Here is a 15,319-nt window from a genome sequence, read left to right as displayed (position 1 = left end):
GCCGATCTTCCGGGCCAACGGGGTACCGGAGTACCCGCCGCCCGCCGCGCTGGATCCCGTCATCCCCGCAGGATGACACCGCCCGGCCCGGCCGACCCGTGTACGCACCCCTGACGTCGAGGTGCTCGACGACGGGCGGCCGGCCGGCCGGTTCCCCAGGCCCGCCCGGAACTCCTGGAACTCCTGGAACTCCTGGAACTCCTCGATCGCCGGCAGCGGGTTCTCCGTCCGACGGGCGGGAGCGTCCCGTCCGACGCGCGGGAGCGCGAAGGTGTGACAGCCGCCCCGGACGCGGCTCGACTACCAGTTGTCGGCGAGCGGGTTCATGCTGGTGGGAGCGGCCCGGCCCCCCGGACGTCCCCGATGGTCCCCGGGATGCGCGAGGCTCCCCGGGCCGGGGACAGCGTGCGCCCGGTCCACCTCGGCGGGCGGGCGCCACCAGGTTCCGGAGGGCGTCATGAGCTCACCATCCGTCCCGCCGCCCGCGCCACTGCCACCGCTGGGCCCCGGGGCCACGGACAAGGGTCTCAAGGGTGGCGCCCTGGGCCTGTTCTCCAGCACGGTGATCGGGCTGGCCTCCACGGCCCCCGCCTACAGCCTCGCGGCGACCCTCGGCATCATCGTCGGCATCGTGGGCTTCCAGTCGCCGATCGTGATCGTCCTCGCCTTCGTCCCGATGTTCCTCATCGCCTACGGCTACAAGGAGCTGAACCGGGCCGATCCCGACTGCGGCACGACGTTCACCTGGGCGGCCAGGGCCTTCGGCCCCCGTACCGGCTGGCTGGGCGGCTGGGGCATCGTCGCGGCCGACATCATCGTGATGGCCAACCTGGCCCAGATCGCCGGCTCGTACGGCTTCCAGCTCGTGGGCGCGGACGGGCTGGCGCAGGACACGTTCTGGGTGACCTTCGTCGGCGTGCTGTGGATCGCCGTCATGACCCTGGTCTGCTACATCGGCATCGAGCTCTCGGCCAACCTCCAGAAGGCGCTGCTCAGCATCGAGATCGTGGTGCTGTGTCTGCTGGCGGTGACCGCGCTGGTCAAGGTGTACGGCGGCACGGCGCCGGACGTCTCCTCGGAGATCTCGTGGTCGTGGTTCAACCCCTTCGAGATCAACTCGTTCGACGACCTGACCAAGAGCATCCTCGCCGGAGTGTTCATCTACTGGGGCTGGGACACCGCGGTGTCCGTGAACGAGGAGACCGTCGACCGCGACCGCACTCCCGGCCGCGCGGCCGTCATGTCGACCGTCATCCTGCTGCTCGTCTACCTCATGGTCACCACGTCCGCGCAGGCCTTCGCGGGGGTCGGCGAACAGGGCATCGGTCTGGGCAACCCGGACAACTCCGGAGACGTCCTCTCCAGTCTCGGCGCCGAGGTCTTCGGCACCGGGGGCTGGGGCACGGTCGCCACCAAGCTCCTGATCGTGATGGTCCTGACCTCGGCGGCGGCCTCCACGCAGACGACCATCCTGCCGACCGCCCGCACCACGCTGTCCATGGCCGCGTTCAAGGCCCTCCCGCAGCGCTTCGCCCGCATCCACCCCCGGTTCCTGACCCCGACCTGGTCCACCGTGGGCATGGGCATCGCCTCGATCGTCTTCTACGTCCTGCTGACCAGGGCGAGCGAGAACGTGCTGGCCGACTCCATCGGCTCGGTCGGCCTGATGATCGCCTTCTACTACGGGCTCACGGGCTTCGCCTGCGTCTGGTACTACCGCAAGGTCCTCACGCGCAGCCCGCACGACCTCTGGACGCGCGGGATCATGCCGGGCCTGGGCGGCCTGATGCTCCTCTACTTCTTCGTCAACGCCTGCTTCGTGTACGCCGCCGCCGACTACGGCAGCACCTCGTGGACCCTGCCGTTCCCACCGCACCGGCAACTCGGCGGCGTCTTCGTCACCGGCGTCGGCGCCCTTCTGCTCGGAGCCGTCCTGATGCTCCTGTACAGCGCGTTCCGCCCGTCCTACTTCCACAAGGAGACGATCCCGGTCTCGTCCCACGACCGGGACGGCCACTGACCCGCACGTCAGGGGTGCGGGTCAGGACAGCGGTGAGCCGCCCCGGTGGCGCGGGGGAAGAGGCCATCGGGGCGGGGTTCCGGAGGGACGGTGGCGTCAGGCCGACGCGCCCACCGCGACGTCCGGCGAACCGTCGGACCGCTCTTCGCCGTCCTCGTCGACGTCCGGCGGAATGGTCGACAGCGCGCTGGCGTGCAGATCCTTCGTACGCAGCATCGTGAAGCCGATGACCGCGGCGATGAACCCGAGGATCGCGCTCAGGGTCATGGCGCCGTGGAAGGCGCTCATGAACGCGTCCTGCCCGGTGGCCAGCACCTTGTCGTGCAAGGGGCCCGAAGCCTTGGCGACGGCGTCGAGAGAGCCGGCGCTGATGCCGTGCGCGGCCTCCTCGGCGGCACCGTTCCCCATCTGCCTGCCGACCGCGGAGGAGGTGAAGTCGTCGGCCACGCTGTGCTGGAAGTACGCGCCGACGCCGGCGATACCGACCGCGATACCGACCTGCTGGAAGGTCTCGTTGATGCCGGAGGCGACACCGGCCTTGGCCGGTTCCGTGACGCCGATGGCCAGCGCCGCCCTGGCCGGGTTGAAGGCGCCCATGCCGAAGCCGGAGATGACCAGCGCCGGGACGAGCACGGTCCAGGACGAATCGGCCTCGGTGAGGTTCAGGAACAGGATGCCGACGGCCATCACCGCGGTCGAGCCGCCCAGCAGCACCCGGAAGGGGACCTTGCCGATGAGCCCGCCGCCGAGCGCGCCGGCGACGAACATCGCGCCGGTCAGCGGCAGGAACCGCAGGCCCGTGCCCCAGGCGTCCACGTGCAGCATGTTCTCCAGGTAGCTGGTCTCGAAGAACACCGACGGCAGGGCTCCGGCGTTGCCGATCATGGCGACGAGGGAGATGCCCACGAAGGTGGGGCTGCGGAAGAACGCGAGGTCGATCAGGGCCCGCTCGCCCAGGCGGCGCTCGATGACCACGAAGAGCACCAGGAAGAGCGCGCCGGCCGCGTACAGACCGAGCGTGGTGCCGCTGGTCCAGCCCTCCACGGGGCCGCGGATGGTGGCGAAGACCAGTGCCCCGAGCGCGAGGCTGAAGGTGGCGAGTCCGGTCCAGTCGGTCGGGTGGGCCCGCTTGTTGAGCGACTCACGCACGCGCAGCGCACCGACGAGGAGGGCGAGCGCACCGACCGGCACGTTGATGTAGAAGATCCAGCGCCAGGACAGCGCGTTGATCAGCGAGCCGCCGATGAGCGGGCCGGTGGCGACGGCGAGACCGACGGCGGCGCCGAACGCGGTGAAGGCGGTCGCCCTCTCCTTGCCGTGGAACTCGTGACTGAGCATCGCCGGACCGACCGCGAACATGATGGCGGCGCCGACACCCTGGATGGCGCGGAACCAGCTCAACTGCCCGGATCCGTCGGCCAGACCGCAGGCCAGCGAGGCGACGGTGAAGATGGCGAAGCCGACCTGGAAGACCTTCTTGCGGCCGATCCGGTCGGCGAGCGAGCCCGCCGCCACCAGGAAGATCGCCAGCGTCAGGGCGTAGGCGTCGAACACCCACTGCAGGTCGGCGAAGCTGCCGCCCAGGGACCGGTGGATCTGCGGGAGCGCGATGGAGACCACGCTCAGATCGAGCATCAGCATGAACGAGCCCAACGCGACGATCCCGAGTGTCCACCACCTAGTGGGCGACGGAGCGCGTTCTGCGGACATGCGAGAACCTTCCAATCAGCCGGATCTTTAGATGATGGAAATCTAGATGATTGGAAAGCCGTGCGTCAACGCTCGTGACGTTCGGTAGCGGCCGGCGAGTCGGCCGGACCGGCCACCTGCCCTTCGCCGGAGCGCGGTCACCCGGCGTGACAGCCACCGGGAACGACAGAAGCCCGCGGCGCCGTTGACACGGCACCGCGGGCTTCCGGATCGGGAAGCGGGCGTCAGTCGGAGCAGACGGAGGCGGGCCAGCGGCCCGCCATCAGGACGCCGAGCATCCTGCGCAGCGCGTCGCGATCATCCTCCGCGAGTGCGCCGAAGAACGCCGACTCGACCTCCGTGGCCACCCGGTCCGCCGTCGCGAGCGCCGCACGGCCGGAGTCCGTGAGGATCAGGTTGTAGCGCCGCCGGTCGGCCGGATTGCGCCGGCGCTCGACATGCCCGTTGCGTTCCATCTCGTCGATCACCGTCACGACCGTGGTCGGATCGAGATTGAGCAGCCGGCTCAGGTCCTGCTGCGAGAGCTCGGGCCCGCCCGCCAGGGCGGCCAGCACGAAGAAGTCGCGGATGCGCATACCGACCCCGGCCAGCGACTTCTCCACATCCTCCACCAGCACCAGCCCCGCCTTGTGCAGCAGGTAGCCGGGCCGCTCGGCGATGAGAAAGTCCTTCCGGGGGGACGCCCCGTGCTGCTCGGCGTTACCGCTGCGCACCATGAGCCGACTCCTTAGATCGTGGCAGTCTCCACTATCGAAGATACAACGGTTCCCCCGGCGGGGAACCCCTCCCCCTGGCGGGATCGCCATCACCCTGGCGGCGATGTTCGCCCGGGCCGGACACGAGGTGCTGCTCGGCTCGGACGCCGGGGGACATGGGGTGACGGGGGTGACCGGTCCGAAGGGTGCGGACGGGGCGATCGTGACCGGCGGGTGCTGCGAGGAGGTCGTCGCGCGCTCGTCGGTGATCGTCCCCGCTTTCCTCGGCGTCCAGGGAGCGGTGCAGCAGCTCAGGCCCTGGCGGTCCGGGCTGCGCGGGAAGATTCTGGTGGACATCACCAACCCGTTCACCGGCGGTCACATCGACTTCGTGGGCCCCTGGGCGGTCGGCGGCACCGAGGACCTCGCCGCCGCGTTCCCCGGGGCGCGGCTGGTGGGCGCCTTCAAGAACGTGTGGTGGGAGGCGTTCGACGGGTGCCCCGACCCGGCCGTCCCCGACATCCGGGTGATCTCCGACGACGCCGAGGCGAAGCGGACGTTCCTGCGGCTGTGCGCCGCCACCCCCTTCACCTACGTCGACGCCGGGAGCCTGGACCAGGCACGCCGGGTGGAACGGATGGCGCTGTCGGGGGTGAGCTCGGCGGGGGTGTCCGCAGCATGACACGAAGCGGCAGCGGGCCGACGCCCCGAGCCTCTCTCAACGAACGCGCGAGGGGTGCCACGGGCCCGTGGCACCCCTCGCGCGCGTCCAGCGGCCGGCGGGCCGGGCTCACTTGTGGATGCGCGTCACATTGTGGCTGTCGATGTTGACCTCATTGTGGATGTCCCCGACGTGGAAGTCGATCAGCCCGCACAGCAGGCAGCCCGGGCTGCCTGCCGGGGGAGCCGGGGCCTCGGACACGGTGACGGTGGTGGTGGCGCTCGAAGCGCCACAGCTGTCGTCGCCGTTGTAGGCGGCGGTGATGGTGTGTGTTCCGGTGGTCGTGAAACCGGTGGCCAGCGAGGAGTGTCCGTCGGCGGAGACGGGTGCGGTCGCGAGGAGGTTCACGCCGTCGAAGAACGACACGCCGAGGCCGCCGCTCGGGTCCGAGCTGCAGGTCACCGTCGCGTCGAGGGTCACCAGTTGCCCGGTCGTCGCCGAGGAGGGTGTGGCCTGAACCGTGGTCGACGACGGATCGGCGGCGGCAGCCGACGGAGCGAGGAACAGCACTGTGGCCGCCGCCGCTGCGGCGACCATGACTCCGGCTTTGCGCGCACGACACGCTTTCACTGAGGGGCCTCCTCGGTCTGATCGTCAGGCAGGGGTTCGCCGTAACCGTTCGGAGCGTGACCCTAGGCCGCTTTTGATGGCATACGCGGGAGGCGCGGGCCCGGCGGACCCACCCGAGTCATCGGCTCGCTCGAATGGACCGGAGCGGGCCGGTGGCTCGGGGCGGGCGCGGGCCGGTGGTGCCGATGCCGTGGGGACAGCCCCTAGATCGCGGGAGGCGCGAGTCGCTGGTAGGCGAGCGAGTTACTGGTGCCGCCCGACGTCGTGACGCTCACCGGCACCGAACCCGCCGGACCCGCCGGGGCGATCGCGACCGCGGTCGTGTCCGACACCACGGTGAAGGCCGCCGGTGCGCTGCCGAAGTGGACCGCGAACGTCGTGGTCAGCCCGGTGCCGGTCAGGGTCACGGCGGTGCCCGCGTCCGTCGGCCCCTGCGCGGGCGAGAGCGCGGTCAGCGTCGGCGCCGCGAGGTAGGTGTAGACGACGGAGTTGCTGGTGCCGCCGGGACCGGTGACGGTGCACGCGACGGAGCCGGTGCCGGGCGGGGTGACCGCGGTGATCCGGGTGGCCGAGTTGACGGTGTAGGAGGTCGCGGGGGTGCCGCCGAAGGTGACGGCGGTGGCCCCCGTGAGGCCGGTACCGGTGAGGACCACGCTGATCCCGCCGGTCGCCGGGCCCTCGGCGGGCGAGACGGACAGCAGCGAGGGCGCGTTGAGGTAGTAGAAGAACACCGGCCCCGAGGTGCCGCCGACGGTGGTCGCGGTGACCGCCACCGCGCCGGTGCCGGCCGGTGTGACGGCGGTGATCTGGGTGGCCGAGTTGACGGTGTAGGAGGTCGCGGGGGTGCCGCCGAAGGTGACGGCGGTGGCCCCCGTGAGGCCGGTACCGGTGAGGACCACGCTGATCCCGCCGGACGTCGGGCCCTGGTTCGGCGCGATCGCGCTGAGGGCGGGCGTGGGCGCGTAGGTGTAGGCGACCGTGTTGCTGAGCCCGGCGGGTGTGCGCACGGTGACGCTGACCGTGCCGGTTCCGGGCGGGACGGTCGCCGTGATCGTCGACGGGGTGTTGACCGTGTACGACAGGGCGGCCGCGGATCCGAACGTGACGGCGGTGGCGCCGGTGAACTGGCTTCCGTTCAGGGTCACGGGATTGGTGCCCGCCGCCGGACCCGTGTTGGGCACGACCGACGTGAGGACGGGAGGGGCCACGGTGACTCCAAGGGGTGTGGTCGGCCTGGCTGGGCCGCGAACTGGGGGCACGGAAGCGGTGCCGGCAGCCGTGCACGAGCCCGCACCGCTTCCGCTGGGCACGGACCGGTGGACCGCCGGAGCGGACCGGAGCCGTGCGCGGCCGTGTGTCCGGGACGCCGTCAGATGCCGGGCCCGGACACGTAGGTGAAGCCGTCGCCGAGGGTCGCGCCACCGCCCCCGGTGGTCACGGCCACATCGACGGAACCTGCGGAGCCGGACGGGGTGACGGCCACCAGCGTGGTGCTGTTCAGCACGGCGAAGGACGCGGTGACGCCGCCGAAGGTGACGGCCGTGGTGGACGCCAGACCGGTGCCGTTGACGGTCACCGAGGTGCCGCCGGATGTCGATCCCGAGGTGGGTGTGAGCGAGACCAGTGTCGGCGCGTCGACGTAGGCGTAGGCGAGCGGAGCGGTCGTGCCCCCGGTGGTGGTGACGGTGACCTCGACGGAGCCGCTGGAGCTGCCGGCCGGAGCGGCCACCGACAGCCGGCTGTCCGAGACGACCGTCGGGGTCGCGCTGTTGGAGCCGAAGGACACGGCGGTGGCCGTGGAGAGGCCGTAGCCGTTGACGGTGACCGTGTTGCCGCCCGCGGTCGGACCGGAGCCCGGGCCGAGGGACACCGCGATCGGCGGGCTGATGTAGAAGAAGGAGAGCGAGTTGCTCGTCCCTCCCGCGGTCGTCACATTGACGTCGACGACGCCGCAGCCCGCGGGGGCGATGACGGTGATCGAGGTCGGGGTGTTCGCGGTGATCGTGGCCGTCCGGGACCCGAAGTGGACGGCGGTGGCACCGGACAGGTTCACGCCGGTGATCGTGACGGTTGTTCCGCCGCTGGTGGAGCCTTGGTTGGGACTGATAGGCATGGGGGGTTCCTCCTCACTCGGAGGTCTTCTCCGAGCAGCGACCGGGCGTTCCGATCCGCGGACGTCCCGAACCGGCTCAGGCCGACACGTCCGGCCGCCGGCAGATGGGAACGTGCGGAAGCCCGTCCGGACGGGATGAGTTCAGTCCCGGGAGGGAGGCTTGTCCGCGGGGAGTCGAGGGATCATCGCCCATTGATGCAGACACCTGAATTGACCCATCAGAGTGATCTCTTCATCAAGGGAATTGACACGGTATCAACCGTTTGGCGGAGCGCGCCGGGCGTGCGGCGGCGCCTTCGGGTGGTACGCGGTCACCTGCCGGGCCATACGGAACAGCCCGAAGGGCACGATCCTGAACGGGCCGGGGGTGGACCTGCCGACAGTCATGGAAATCCTGCGGCACACACGGTTCAGTCAGACCGCGCTGCTACGTGAAGGGCCGCTCGTGTCCATCGAAGGACGCCAGGACGCGATGCGCCGCACGGGAGACACCTTCGTGCCCGTGCACGGCGCCGCCGCCCTATCCGGCAAAAGCAAAAGCCCCAGGTCACGGCGAGTGAGTCCTGAGGCTTCCACAGAGCCGCCTTCGGGATTCGAACCCGAGACCTACGCATTACGAGTGCGTTGCTCTGGCCATCTGAGCTAAGGCGGCGCGCTGTCCACACCTATGGTGCGATCAGCAACGTCGGTAAGTCTACACAGTTTCCCGGAGTGCTCCGTACACGCCCCGGGGAAGGCGCTCCGCACCTGCTCGGCATGGCTATGAGCAGCGTTTTCCCTTCTCCGGAGGGGTGCCCTGGAGGAGGTAGCGGTTGATCGTGGAGTCGATGCAGGTGCTGCCGCGGCCGTAGGCGGTGTGACCGTCGCCGACGTAGGTCAGGAGCGTGCCGGAGGAGAGCTGGGAGGCCAGGGACTGCGCCCAGGGATACGGGGTCGCAGGGTCCCGGGTGGTGCCGACGACGAGGATCGGCGCCGCGCCCTCGGCCTCGATGCGATGGGGCTCGCCGGTGTTCCTGACCGGCCAGTACCCGCAGTTCAGCGAGGCCCAGGCCAGGCCCTCACCGAAGACGGGGGACGCCTTCTCGAAGGAGGGGAGCGACTGCTCCACCTGGTCCGGGCCCGAGAAAGCGGGCGGCAGGTCGAGGCAGTTCACGGCGGCGTTCGCGGACATCAGGTTCGCGTACCGACCGTCGGCGTCCCGCTCGTAGTAGCTGTCGGAGAGGGCGAGCAGACCCGCGCCGTCGTTCTGCTTCATCGCGGAGGTGAGCGCGTCACGCAGCTGCGGCCACGCCGTCTCGTCGTACATCGCGGCGATCACCCCGGTCGTCGCGAGCGCCTCTCCGAGCTTGCGGCCGTCCGGGTCACCCGTCGGGATGGGCGTCTTGTCCAACTGCTGGAAGAACGCCTTCAGGTTCCTGCCCACCTCGTCGGGGCTCGTGCCCGCGTCGCCGAGGGGACAGTCGCTTTGCTGTACGCAGTCCTTCGCGAAGGACTGGAACGCCGTCTCGAACCCCGCCGTCTGCTCCTCGTTGAGCTTGCGCGCGTTCAGTGACGGGTCCAGCGCTCCGTCCAGCACCAACCGGCCCACCCGGTCCGGGTAGAGGCCCGCGTACGTCGCGCCCAGGAACGTCCCGTACGACGCCCCCACATACGTCAGCTTCTCGTCGCCCAGTACGGCCCGCAGGATGTCCATGTCGCGGGCCGCCTCGACCGTGGAGACGTGCCGGAGCAGATCGGGCGAGTGCGCGCCGCAGCCCTCGGCGAACTTCTTGAACGCCTCGACGAGCCGGCCCGTCTCCCGGCCGTCGTCCGGCGTGGTGTCCGTCTGTGTGAACGCGTCCATCGCGCGGCCGTTGAGGCATTCGACCGGTTCGCTGCGGGCCACTCCCCGCGGGTCGACCGCGACCATGTCGTAGCGGGCACGGACGTCCGCCGGATAGCCGATCCCGGCGTACGACTGGAGATAGCCGACCGCCGAACCGCCCGGCCCTCCCGGGTTGACCAGCAGCGAACCGAGCCGCTTGCCCGGGCCTGTGGCCTTCTTGCGGGAAACCGCCAGCCTGACGTCTCCCGAGCCGGGCTTCGCGTAGTCCAGCGGCGCCTTCATCGTGGCGCACTCGAAGCCGGGGACACCACAGCTGCGCCAGTTCAGCTTCTGCCCGTAGTACGGCGCCAGTGCCGAGGGTGTGGCGCGCGGCAGCGCGGTGAGCACCGCCTCGGTCGTCGCGGCCGCCGTCGTGGAACTTCCCGAGGAGGAGCAGGCGGAGACGAGCAGCGCCGCGGCGGCCAGCAGCACGCCGCTCGCACGGAGGGGTCGGGTCGGCCGTGTGGTGCGCCTCATGTGCATCTCGCGAGCGTAACCTTGCGCGATCAATTGATCACCTTCAGTCCCGGAAGCGGCTCGTACGAGTGACCGGGTCAACCGCCCACCCGCCAGATCACCCCGGACGGGTACCGCGGACAGGTCGCCCCGAACGAGTCCCTCCCCCGGTCGGGTCGCCCCCGACAGGACGGGCAGGAGGGGATCAGCCCGCGCGGAGCGCCATCGTCATCGCCTCCACCGCCAGCAGCGGAGCCACGTTGCGGTCGAGTGCCTCACGGCACGCGGCGATCGCGTCGATGCGGCGCAGGGTCGACTCCGGCGCACTGCCGCGGGCCAGCCGTTCCAGCGTGTCCTCCGCCTCCGCGTTGGCGATGGCCAGACGGGATCCCAGCTGAAGGGCGAGCACATCGCGGTAGAAGCCGGTGAGGTCGATCAGCGCCAGATCCAGGCTGTCCCGCTGCGTCCGCGTTCTTCGGCGCTTCTGCCGGTCCTCCAGATCCTTCATGACGCCCGCCGTGCCCCGTGGCATCCGGCCGCCCTGCACCGCACCGAGCGCCGCCTTCAGCTCGTCCGTCTCCTTGACGTCGACCTCCTCGGCGAGCTGCTTCGCGTCTTCGGAAGCCGTGTCGATCAGCTCCTGGGCCGCTTTGAGGCAGCCACCGATGTCGTCGATCCGCAGCGGGAGCTTGAGGACGGCGGCCCGGCGCTGACGGGCGCTCGGGTCCGTCGCGAGGCGGCGGGCCCGCCCGATGTGGCCCTGCGTCGCGCGCGCGGCGGCCGCCGCGACGTCGGGCTCGATGCCGTCACGGCGGATGAGGATGTCGGCCACGGCGTCGACCGGAGGGGTGCGCAGCGTGAGCAGCCGGCAGCGGGAGCGGATGGTGGGCAGTACGTCCTCGATGGACGGCGCACAAAGGAGCCAGACCGTACGGGGGGCGGGTTCCTCGACGGCCTTGAGCAGGACGTTGCCCGCGCCCTCCGTGAGACGGTCCGCGTCCTCCAGGACGATGACCTGCCAGCGGCCGCCCGCGGGGGACAGCTGGGCGCGGCGGACCAGGTCGCGGGTCTCCTTGACACCGATGGAGAGCAGATCGGTGCGGACGATCTGCACGTCGGCGTGGGTGCCGACCAGGCTCGTATGACAGCCGTCGCAGAACCCGCAGCCGGGAATTCCGCCGAGCGCGCGGTCAGGGCTCACGCACTGCAACGCGGCCGCGAACGCCCGGGCGGCCGTGGAGCGGCCCGATCCGGGCGGACCCGTGAACAGCCAGGCGTGCGTCATCTTGGACGCCTCGGGAGGCGGGGTCTTCGCGGCGACCGCCGTGACGAGGGTGTCGGCGTCCCGGGCAGCGGCGGCGAGCTGTTCGCTCACCTTCTCCTGGCCCACCAGGTCGTCCCACACAGGCATGGGCTCCGCCTTTCCGTCGCACTTTGTCTCGTGTCGTCCATTGTGCGGGTCGCCACTGACAACCGGGGCACACCCGCCCGTGCACCGGATCCGGACCGACCGCCGACCGCCGACCGCCGACCGCCGACCGCCGACCGCGCCAGGGTCGCACCGCCCCCGCCGACCGCGAACCTCGGCCCACCGGACACCGACCGGCAGACGGCCCCGAGCCCAGCCATCGGCCGTCACCCACCAGCTGCCAGTCGCCAGGCGCCAGGCGCCAGCCGTCAGCATGCGCCGTCGGCTCCGCGTTCCCCGCGTCACCGCCGCCTGCCGCCCTACCGCCTGCCAGGCCATAGCCCCAGGCGGCGGGGCGGACTAGCGTCGTCGTCCGCCCCGGCCGCGGCCGTGCCCCTCGTCCCAGTCGTCCTCGTCCTCGCGCGGGCCGAGCAGTTCGTCCGCCAGGCTCGGGAGGTCGTCGAGCGGGGTCTCCTCGGCCCAGTCGGGACGCGGCCTGCGGCGCGGGGCGCCCGTCTCGTCCACCTGCGGCAGCTCCCGCGTGCGGTCGGAGGGACCCTCGGGTCCCGCCGCCGGCCGCTCGTCGCGGAAGAAGCCCCGGGGCATCCGGTCCGCGGGGGCACCGGACGACCCGTCGGCCCTGGTCCCCGCGCCCCTGCCCCGTACCGGAGGAAGGACGGCCGTCTCGTCGGCCGCACCCGGTTCCGGGGAGACGGGCGGCAGCACCGCCGTCTCGTCCGCCGCCTCGCCCGGAACCGGCGGCTTCGGAAGCGTGGCCGTGTCCTCGACGTCGGAGCGGGATCCCAGGCGGCTGCCCGAGCGGCCCTCACCCGGTCGTACCGGCGGAAGCACGGCAGTCTCGTCGACCGTCGCCGGGTCGGTCACGACCGGCGTGGGCACCGTCGGCTCGTTGTCCGGCACGGAAACCGCCCATGAAGGCCTGGAGGCCGACGCGGAAGCGGAAGCGGGAGCGGACGGGGATGCCGAGGGCTTCGAGGCCTCATCGGCGTCGCGTCCCGTCCCTGCGCCGGTCTGCGAACCCGTCGGGACGTCGGGCTTCGGAGCCGTACCGGCGCTCGACACCACGGCCTCGGCCGAAGCCGCCGCGGCCGCCGAAGCGGCGGCGGCCTCCGCGGCGATCCGCCGGGCCTCCTCGGCCCGCAGCAGCGCCTCCTCGGCCTTCCGCTGCTTCTCCAGGCGGCGCACCTCGGCCTCGGCACGCAACCGCGCCTCCTCCTCGGCCTGCCTGCGCGCCCGCTCCTGCTCCGCGGCGCGGGCCTCTTCCTCGGCGAGAAGCCGGACCCGCTCCTCCTCGGCGCGGCGGCGCGCCTCCTCGGCGCGCTGCCGGGCCTCCTCGGCCTGGCGCTCGGCCTCGCGCCGCTGGGCCTCTTCCAGCTCGCGCTGCTTGCGCTCTTCTTCCTCGGCGCGCAGTTTCGCGAGCTGGGCCTGACGCTCGCGCTCCAGGCGCTCCTCCTCCGCCTTGCGGGCGGCCTCTTCCTCGGCCTTGCGCCGGGCTTCCTCCTCGGCCGCCCTGCGCGCCTCCTCCTGGGCCTTCACCTCGGCCTCGGAGAGGGGCAGCATCACGTCGAGCCGGTGCCGTACGACCGTGGTGACGGCCTCGGGCTCCTGTGCCGCGTCGACGACCAGGTAGCGGCCCGGGTCGGCGGCGGCGAGCGTCAGGAAACCGGACCGCACGCGCGCGTGGAACTCGACCGGCTCCGACTCCAGCCGGTCGGGCGCCTCGGTGAACCGCTCGCGGGCGGCTTCCGGCGACACGTCCAGCAGAACGGTCAGATGCGGTACGAGCCCGTCCGTCGCCCAGCGGTTGATGCGGGCGATCTCCGTGGGGGACAGATCGCGGCCCGCGCCCTGGTAGGCCACGGACGAGTCGATGTAGCGGTCGGAGATGACGATCGCGCCCCGCTCCAGCGCGGGACGGACGACCGTGTCGACGTGCTCCGCGCGGTCGGCGGCGTACAGCAGGGCCTCGGCGCGGTGCGAGAGGCCCGCGGACGACACGTCGAGGAGGATCGAGCGCAGCCGCTTTCCGACCGGCGTGGCGCCCGGCTCGCGGGTCACCACGACCTCGTGGCCCTTGGCCCGGATCCAGTCGGCGAGAACCTGCGCCTGTGTGGACTTGCCGGCCCCGTCGCCGCCCTCCAGGACGATGAAGAAGCCACTCGTGGCGGACACCTGCGCCGGGTCGTCGCCACCGCGCAGCGCGTCCAGCAGGTCCTTGCGCAGCGGCACGCCGGAACGGTCGTCGACCTTGGCGAGCACCAGGGCGGCGACGGGCAGCAGAAGGGCGCCGACCAGCATCAGGGTGAAGGCGGCGCCGCCGTGCGCGAACACGAACTTGCCGTTCTCCAGGCGGTGCGGACCGATGGCCGCGGCCACCAGCGGCGCCACGATCGCGCCGACCGCCACGAAGACCCGTACCACCGCGTGGAGGTGCTCGGTCGTGCGGGCCCGTCGGTAGTCCTCGGTCTCCTGGTCGAGCAGCGCGTGGCCGGTGTTCGCCGCGACACCCGCGCCCACGCCGGCGAAGGCCAGGATCAGCAGCACGGTGGTGACGTCCGGGACGAGACCGGCGGCCAGCAGCGCGATCCCGGTGAAGGCGATGGCGAGCGCGAGCAGCCTGCGCCGCGACAGCGACGGGAGCAGGGAGGGGGCGGTGCGGATGCCGGCGACGACGCCGCCGGTCAGGGCCAGCACCAGCAGCCCGTAGAGCACCGGTCCGCCGCCCAGGTCGATGGCGTCCAGCACGGCGACGGCGACGGCGGCCGAGATCGCCCCGGCGACGGCCGCGCAGGCCGGCACCAGGAGCGGGATCGCGCCGGTGCGGCCCTTGTCGTCGGCCGTGCCCGTCTTCGGGCGGCGCAGTCCTTCGAGCGGCGACCGCGCGCGCGGGGTGCGGGCGTCGGGCAGTTCGAGGACGGTGACCACCGACAGGGAGGCCGCGAACAGTCCGGCCGCCACGTACGAGGCGAGGGCGACCTGGTGGAGGTGGAACCAGTCGATCCCGGCGCCCAGCATGTTGCTGACGAGGGAGACGGCGACCAGGGCGAGAGCCGCGATCGGCACCGCGGCGAAGGCGGTACGCAGGGACAGCCGCCGCAGCGCGTCCATGTGGTCCGGCAGCGGGCGCACGGTGGCGCCCTCCAGCGGCGGCGCGGGCAGCAGCGCGGGCGCCGCGCTCTCCCGGCAGACCGTCCAGAACCGCTCGGCGACTCCGGACACGAAGACGATGACCAGGACCACGGCGAGCGCCTTGTCCGGGGTCCAGTCGATGAACAGGGGTGCGACGATGAGGAGCGCGGCTCGCAGGCCGTCGGCTCCGAGCATGGTCCAGCGCCGGTCGAGGGGTCCGTCGGGGGAGGTGAGCGACGTCAGGGGCCCCAGGAGCACGGCTCCGAAGAGCAGGGTCGCCAGGACGCGCGCCCCGAAGACGGCCGCCACGGCGAGGGCGGCCCCGCGGGCGCCACCGCCGAAGGACCCCTCGGAGATCGCCGCCTGGAGGGCGAGGACGACCAGGACGAGCAGGGCCAGCACGTCCGCGACACCCCCCACGAGGTGTGCGCTCCACAACCGCTTCAGCTGCGGTTGACGCAGCAGGGCGCGGACGGCACGCTCGCGCGAATCCGCGACCAGGGCTTCGTCGGGGGCCCAATTGTGGGCCGTTGGCTGCTCGGATCGCGTCATCCTGCCAGCCTATCCGGACCCACTGACTCCCCGAAGGGGTGCCCGAACAAACGGACGCCC

At 71.8% G+C, this 15,319-nt stretch carries 10 protein-coding genes and 1 tRNA gene; 2 read left to right on the top strand and 9 right to left on the bottom strand.

Translation table 11 applies throughout. The features are described 5' to 3' along the window. Window positions 1-457: 457 nt before the first annotated feature. Complete coding sequence (locus OG410_RS23145) at window positions 458-2,020, top strand: APC family permease (RefSeq protein WP_329300957.1); 1,563 nt, start codon at window positions 458-460, stop codon at window positions 2,018-2,020. Window positions 2,021-2,116: 96 nt separating this feature from the next. Here the strand turns inward: OG410_RS23145 and OG410_RS23140 are convergent, their stop codons facing one another. Beyond that, window positions 2,117-3,730: an MFS transporter gene (locus tag OG410_RS23140; RefSeq protein WP_329300956.1), complete on the bottom strand. Its 1,614-nt coding sequence runs from the start codon at window positions 3,728-3,730 to the stop codon at window positions 2,117-2,119. Window positions 3,731-3,954: 224 nt separating this feature from the next. Further along, entirely contained in the window at window positions 3,955-4,446 is a 492-nt protein-coding gene (locus tag OG410_RS23135) for a MarR family winged helix-turn-helix transcriptional regulator (protein ID WP_329300955.1), read from the bottom strand. 103 nt (window positions 4,447-4,549) lie between these two features. Between OG410_RS23135 and OG410_RS23130 the strand changes: the two genes are divergently transcribed. Beyond that, a complete protein-coding gene (locus OG410_RS23130; RefSeq protein WP_329300954.1) occupies window positions 4,550-5,107 on the top strand; it encodes an NADPH-dependent F420 reductase in 558 nt (185 codons plus the stop codon). 108 nt (window positions 5,108-5,215) lie between these two features. Here the strand turns inward: OG410_RS23130 and OG410_RS23125 are convergent, their stop codons facing one another. The 7 genes from OG410_RS23125 to tmk all read right to left on the bottom strand — a co-directional run bounded on the left by OG410_RS23125 (window position 5,216) and on the right by tmk (window position 15,259). Beyond that, window positions 5,216-5,683, bottom strand: coding sequence for an Ig-like domain-containing protein (locus OG410_RS23125; RefSeq protein WP_329300953.1), 468 nt, complete (start codon window positions 5,681-5,683; stop codon window positions 5,216-5,218). A 236-nt stretch (window positions 5,684-5,919) separates the two neighbouring features. Continuing rightward, complete coding sequence (locus OG410_RS23120; RefSeq protein WP_329300952.1) at window positions 5,920-6,924, bottom strand: IPT/TIG domain-containing protein; 1,005 nt, start codon at window positions 6,922-6,924, stop codon at window positions 5,920-5,922. Between the two features lie 161 nt (window positions 6,925-7,085). Next, the gene (locus tag OG410_RS23115) at window positions 7,086-7,829 is read right to left on the bottom strand and encodes an IPT/TIG domain-containing protein (RefSeq protein WP_329300951.1); all 744 of its coding nucleotides are present in this window, start codon (window positions 7,827-7,829) and stop codon (window positions 7,086-7,088) included. 578 nt (window positions 7,830-8,407) lie between these two features. Further along, window positions 8,408-8,481 (bottom strand) — tRNA-Thr (locus tag OG410_RS23110). 108 nt (window positions 8,482-8,589) lie between these two features. Next, a complete protein-coding gene (locus tag OG410_RS23105) occupies window positions 8,590-10,176 on the bottom strand; it encodes an alpha/beta hydrolase (protein WP_329300950.1) in 1,587 nt (528 codons plus the stop codon). Window positions 10,177-10,354: 178 nt separating this feature from the next. After that, entirely contained in the window at window positions 10,355-11,560 is a 1,206-nt protein-coding gene (locus OG410_RS23100; RefSeq protein ID WP_329300949.1) for a DNA polymerase III subunit delta', read from the bottom strand. Between the two features lie 357 nt (window positions 11,561-11,917). After that, window positions 11,918-15,259 carry a dTMP kinase gene (gene tmk / locus OG410_RS23095; protein ID WP_329300948.1) on the bottom strand — a complete coding sequence of 1,114 codons (3,342 nt, stop codon included), beginning with the start codon at window positions 15,257-15,259 and terminating at the stop codon, window positions 11,918-11,920. Window positions 15,260-15,319 lie beyond the last annotated feature (60 nt).

The organism is Streptomyces sp. NBC_00659, from assembly GCF_036226925.1.
In the GTDB taxonomy this organism is placed as follows: Bacteria; Actinomycetota; Actinomycetes; order Streptomycetales; family Streptomycetaceae; genus Streptomyces.
This window is presented reverse-complemented; position numbering and strand designations above follow the sequence as displayed.

Coding starts and splice junctions, on each gene's coding strand:
- tmk (WP_329300948.1), bottom strand. CDS start 15,259: ATGACGCGATCCGAGCAGCCAACGGCCCACAATTGGGCCCCCGACGAA.
- OG410_RS23135 (WP_329300955.1), bottom strand. CDS start 4,446: ATGGTGCGCAGCGGTAACGCCGAGCAGCACGGGGCGTCCCCCCGGAAG.
- OG410_RS23115 (WP_329300951.1), bottom strand. CDS start 7,829: ATGCCTATCAGTCCCAACCAAGGCTCCACCAGCGGCGGAACAACCGTC.
- OG410_RS23130 (WP_329300954.1), top strand. CDS start 4,550: ATGTTCGCCCGGGCCGGACACGAGGTGCTGCTCGGCTCGGACGCCGGG.
- OG410_RS23145 (WP_329300957.1), top strand. CDS start 458: ATGAGCTCACCATCCGTCCCGCCGCCCGCGCCACTGCCACCGCTGGGC.
- OG410_RS23140 (WP_329300956.1), bottom strand. CDS start 3,730: ATGTCCGCAGAACGCGCTCCGTCGCCCACTAGGTGGTGGACACTCGGG.
- OG410_RS23100 (WP_329300949.1), bottom strand. CDS start 11,560: ATGCCTGTGTGGGACGACCTGGTGGGCCAGGAGAAGGTGAGCGAACAG.
- OG410_RS23125 (WP_329300953.1), bottom strand. CDS start 5,683: ATGGTCGCCGCAGCGGCGGCGGCCACAGTGCTGTTCCTCGCTCCGTCG.
- OG410_RS23105 (WP_329300950.1), bottom strand. CDS start 10,176: ATGCACATGAGGCGCACCACACGGCCGACCCGACCCCTCCGTGCGAGC.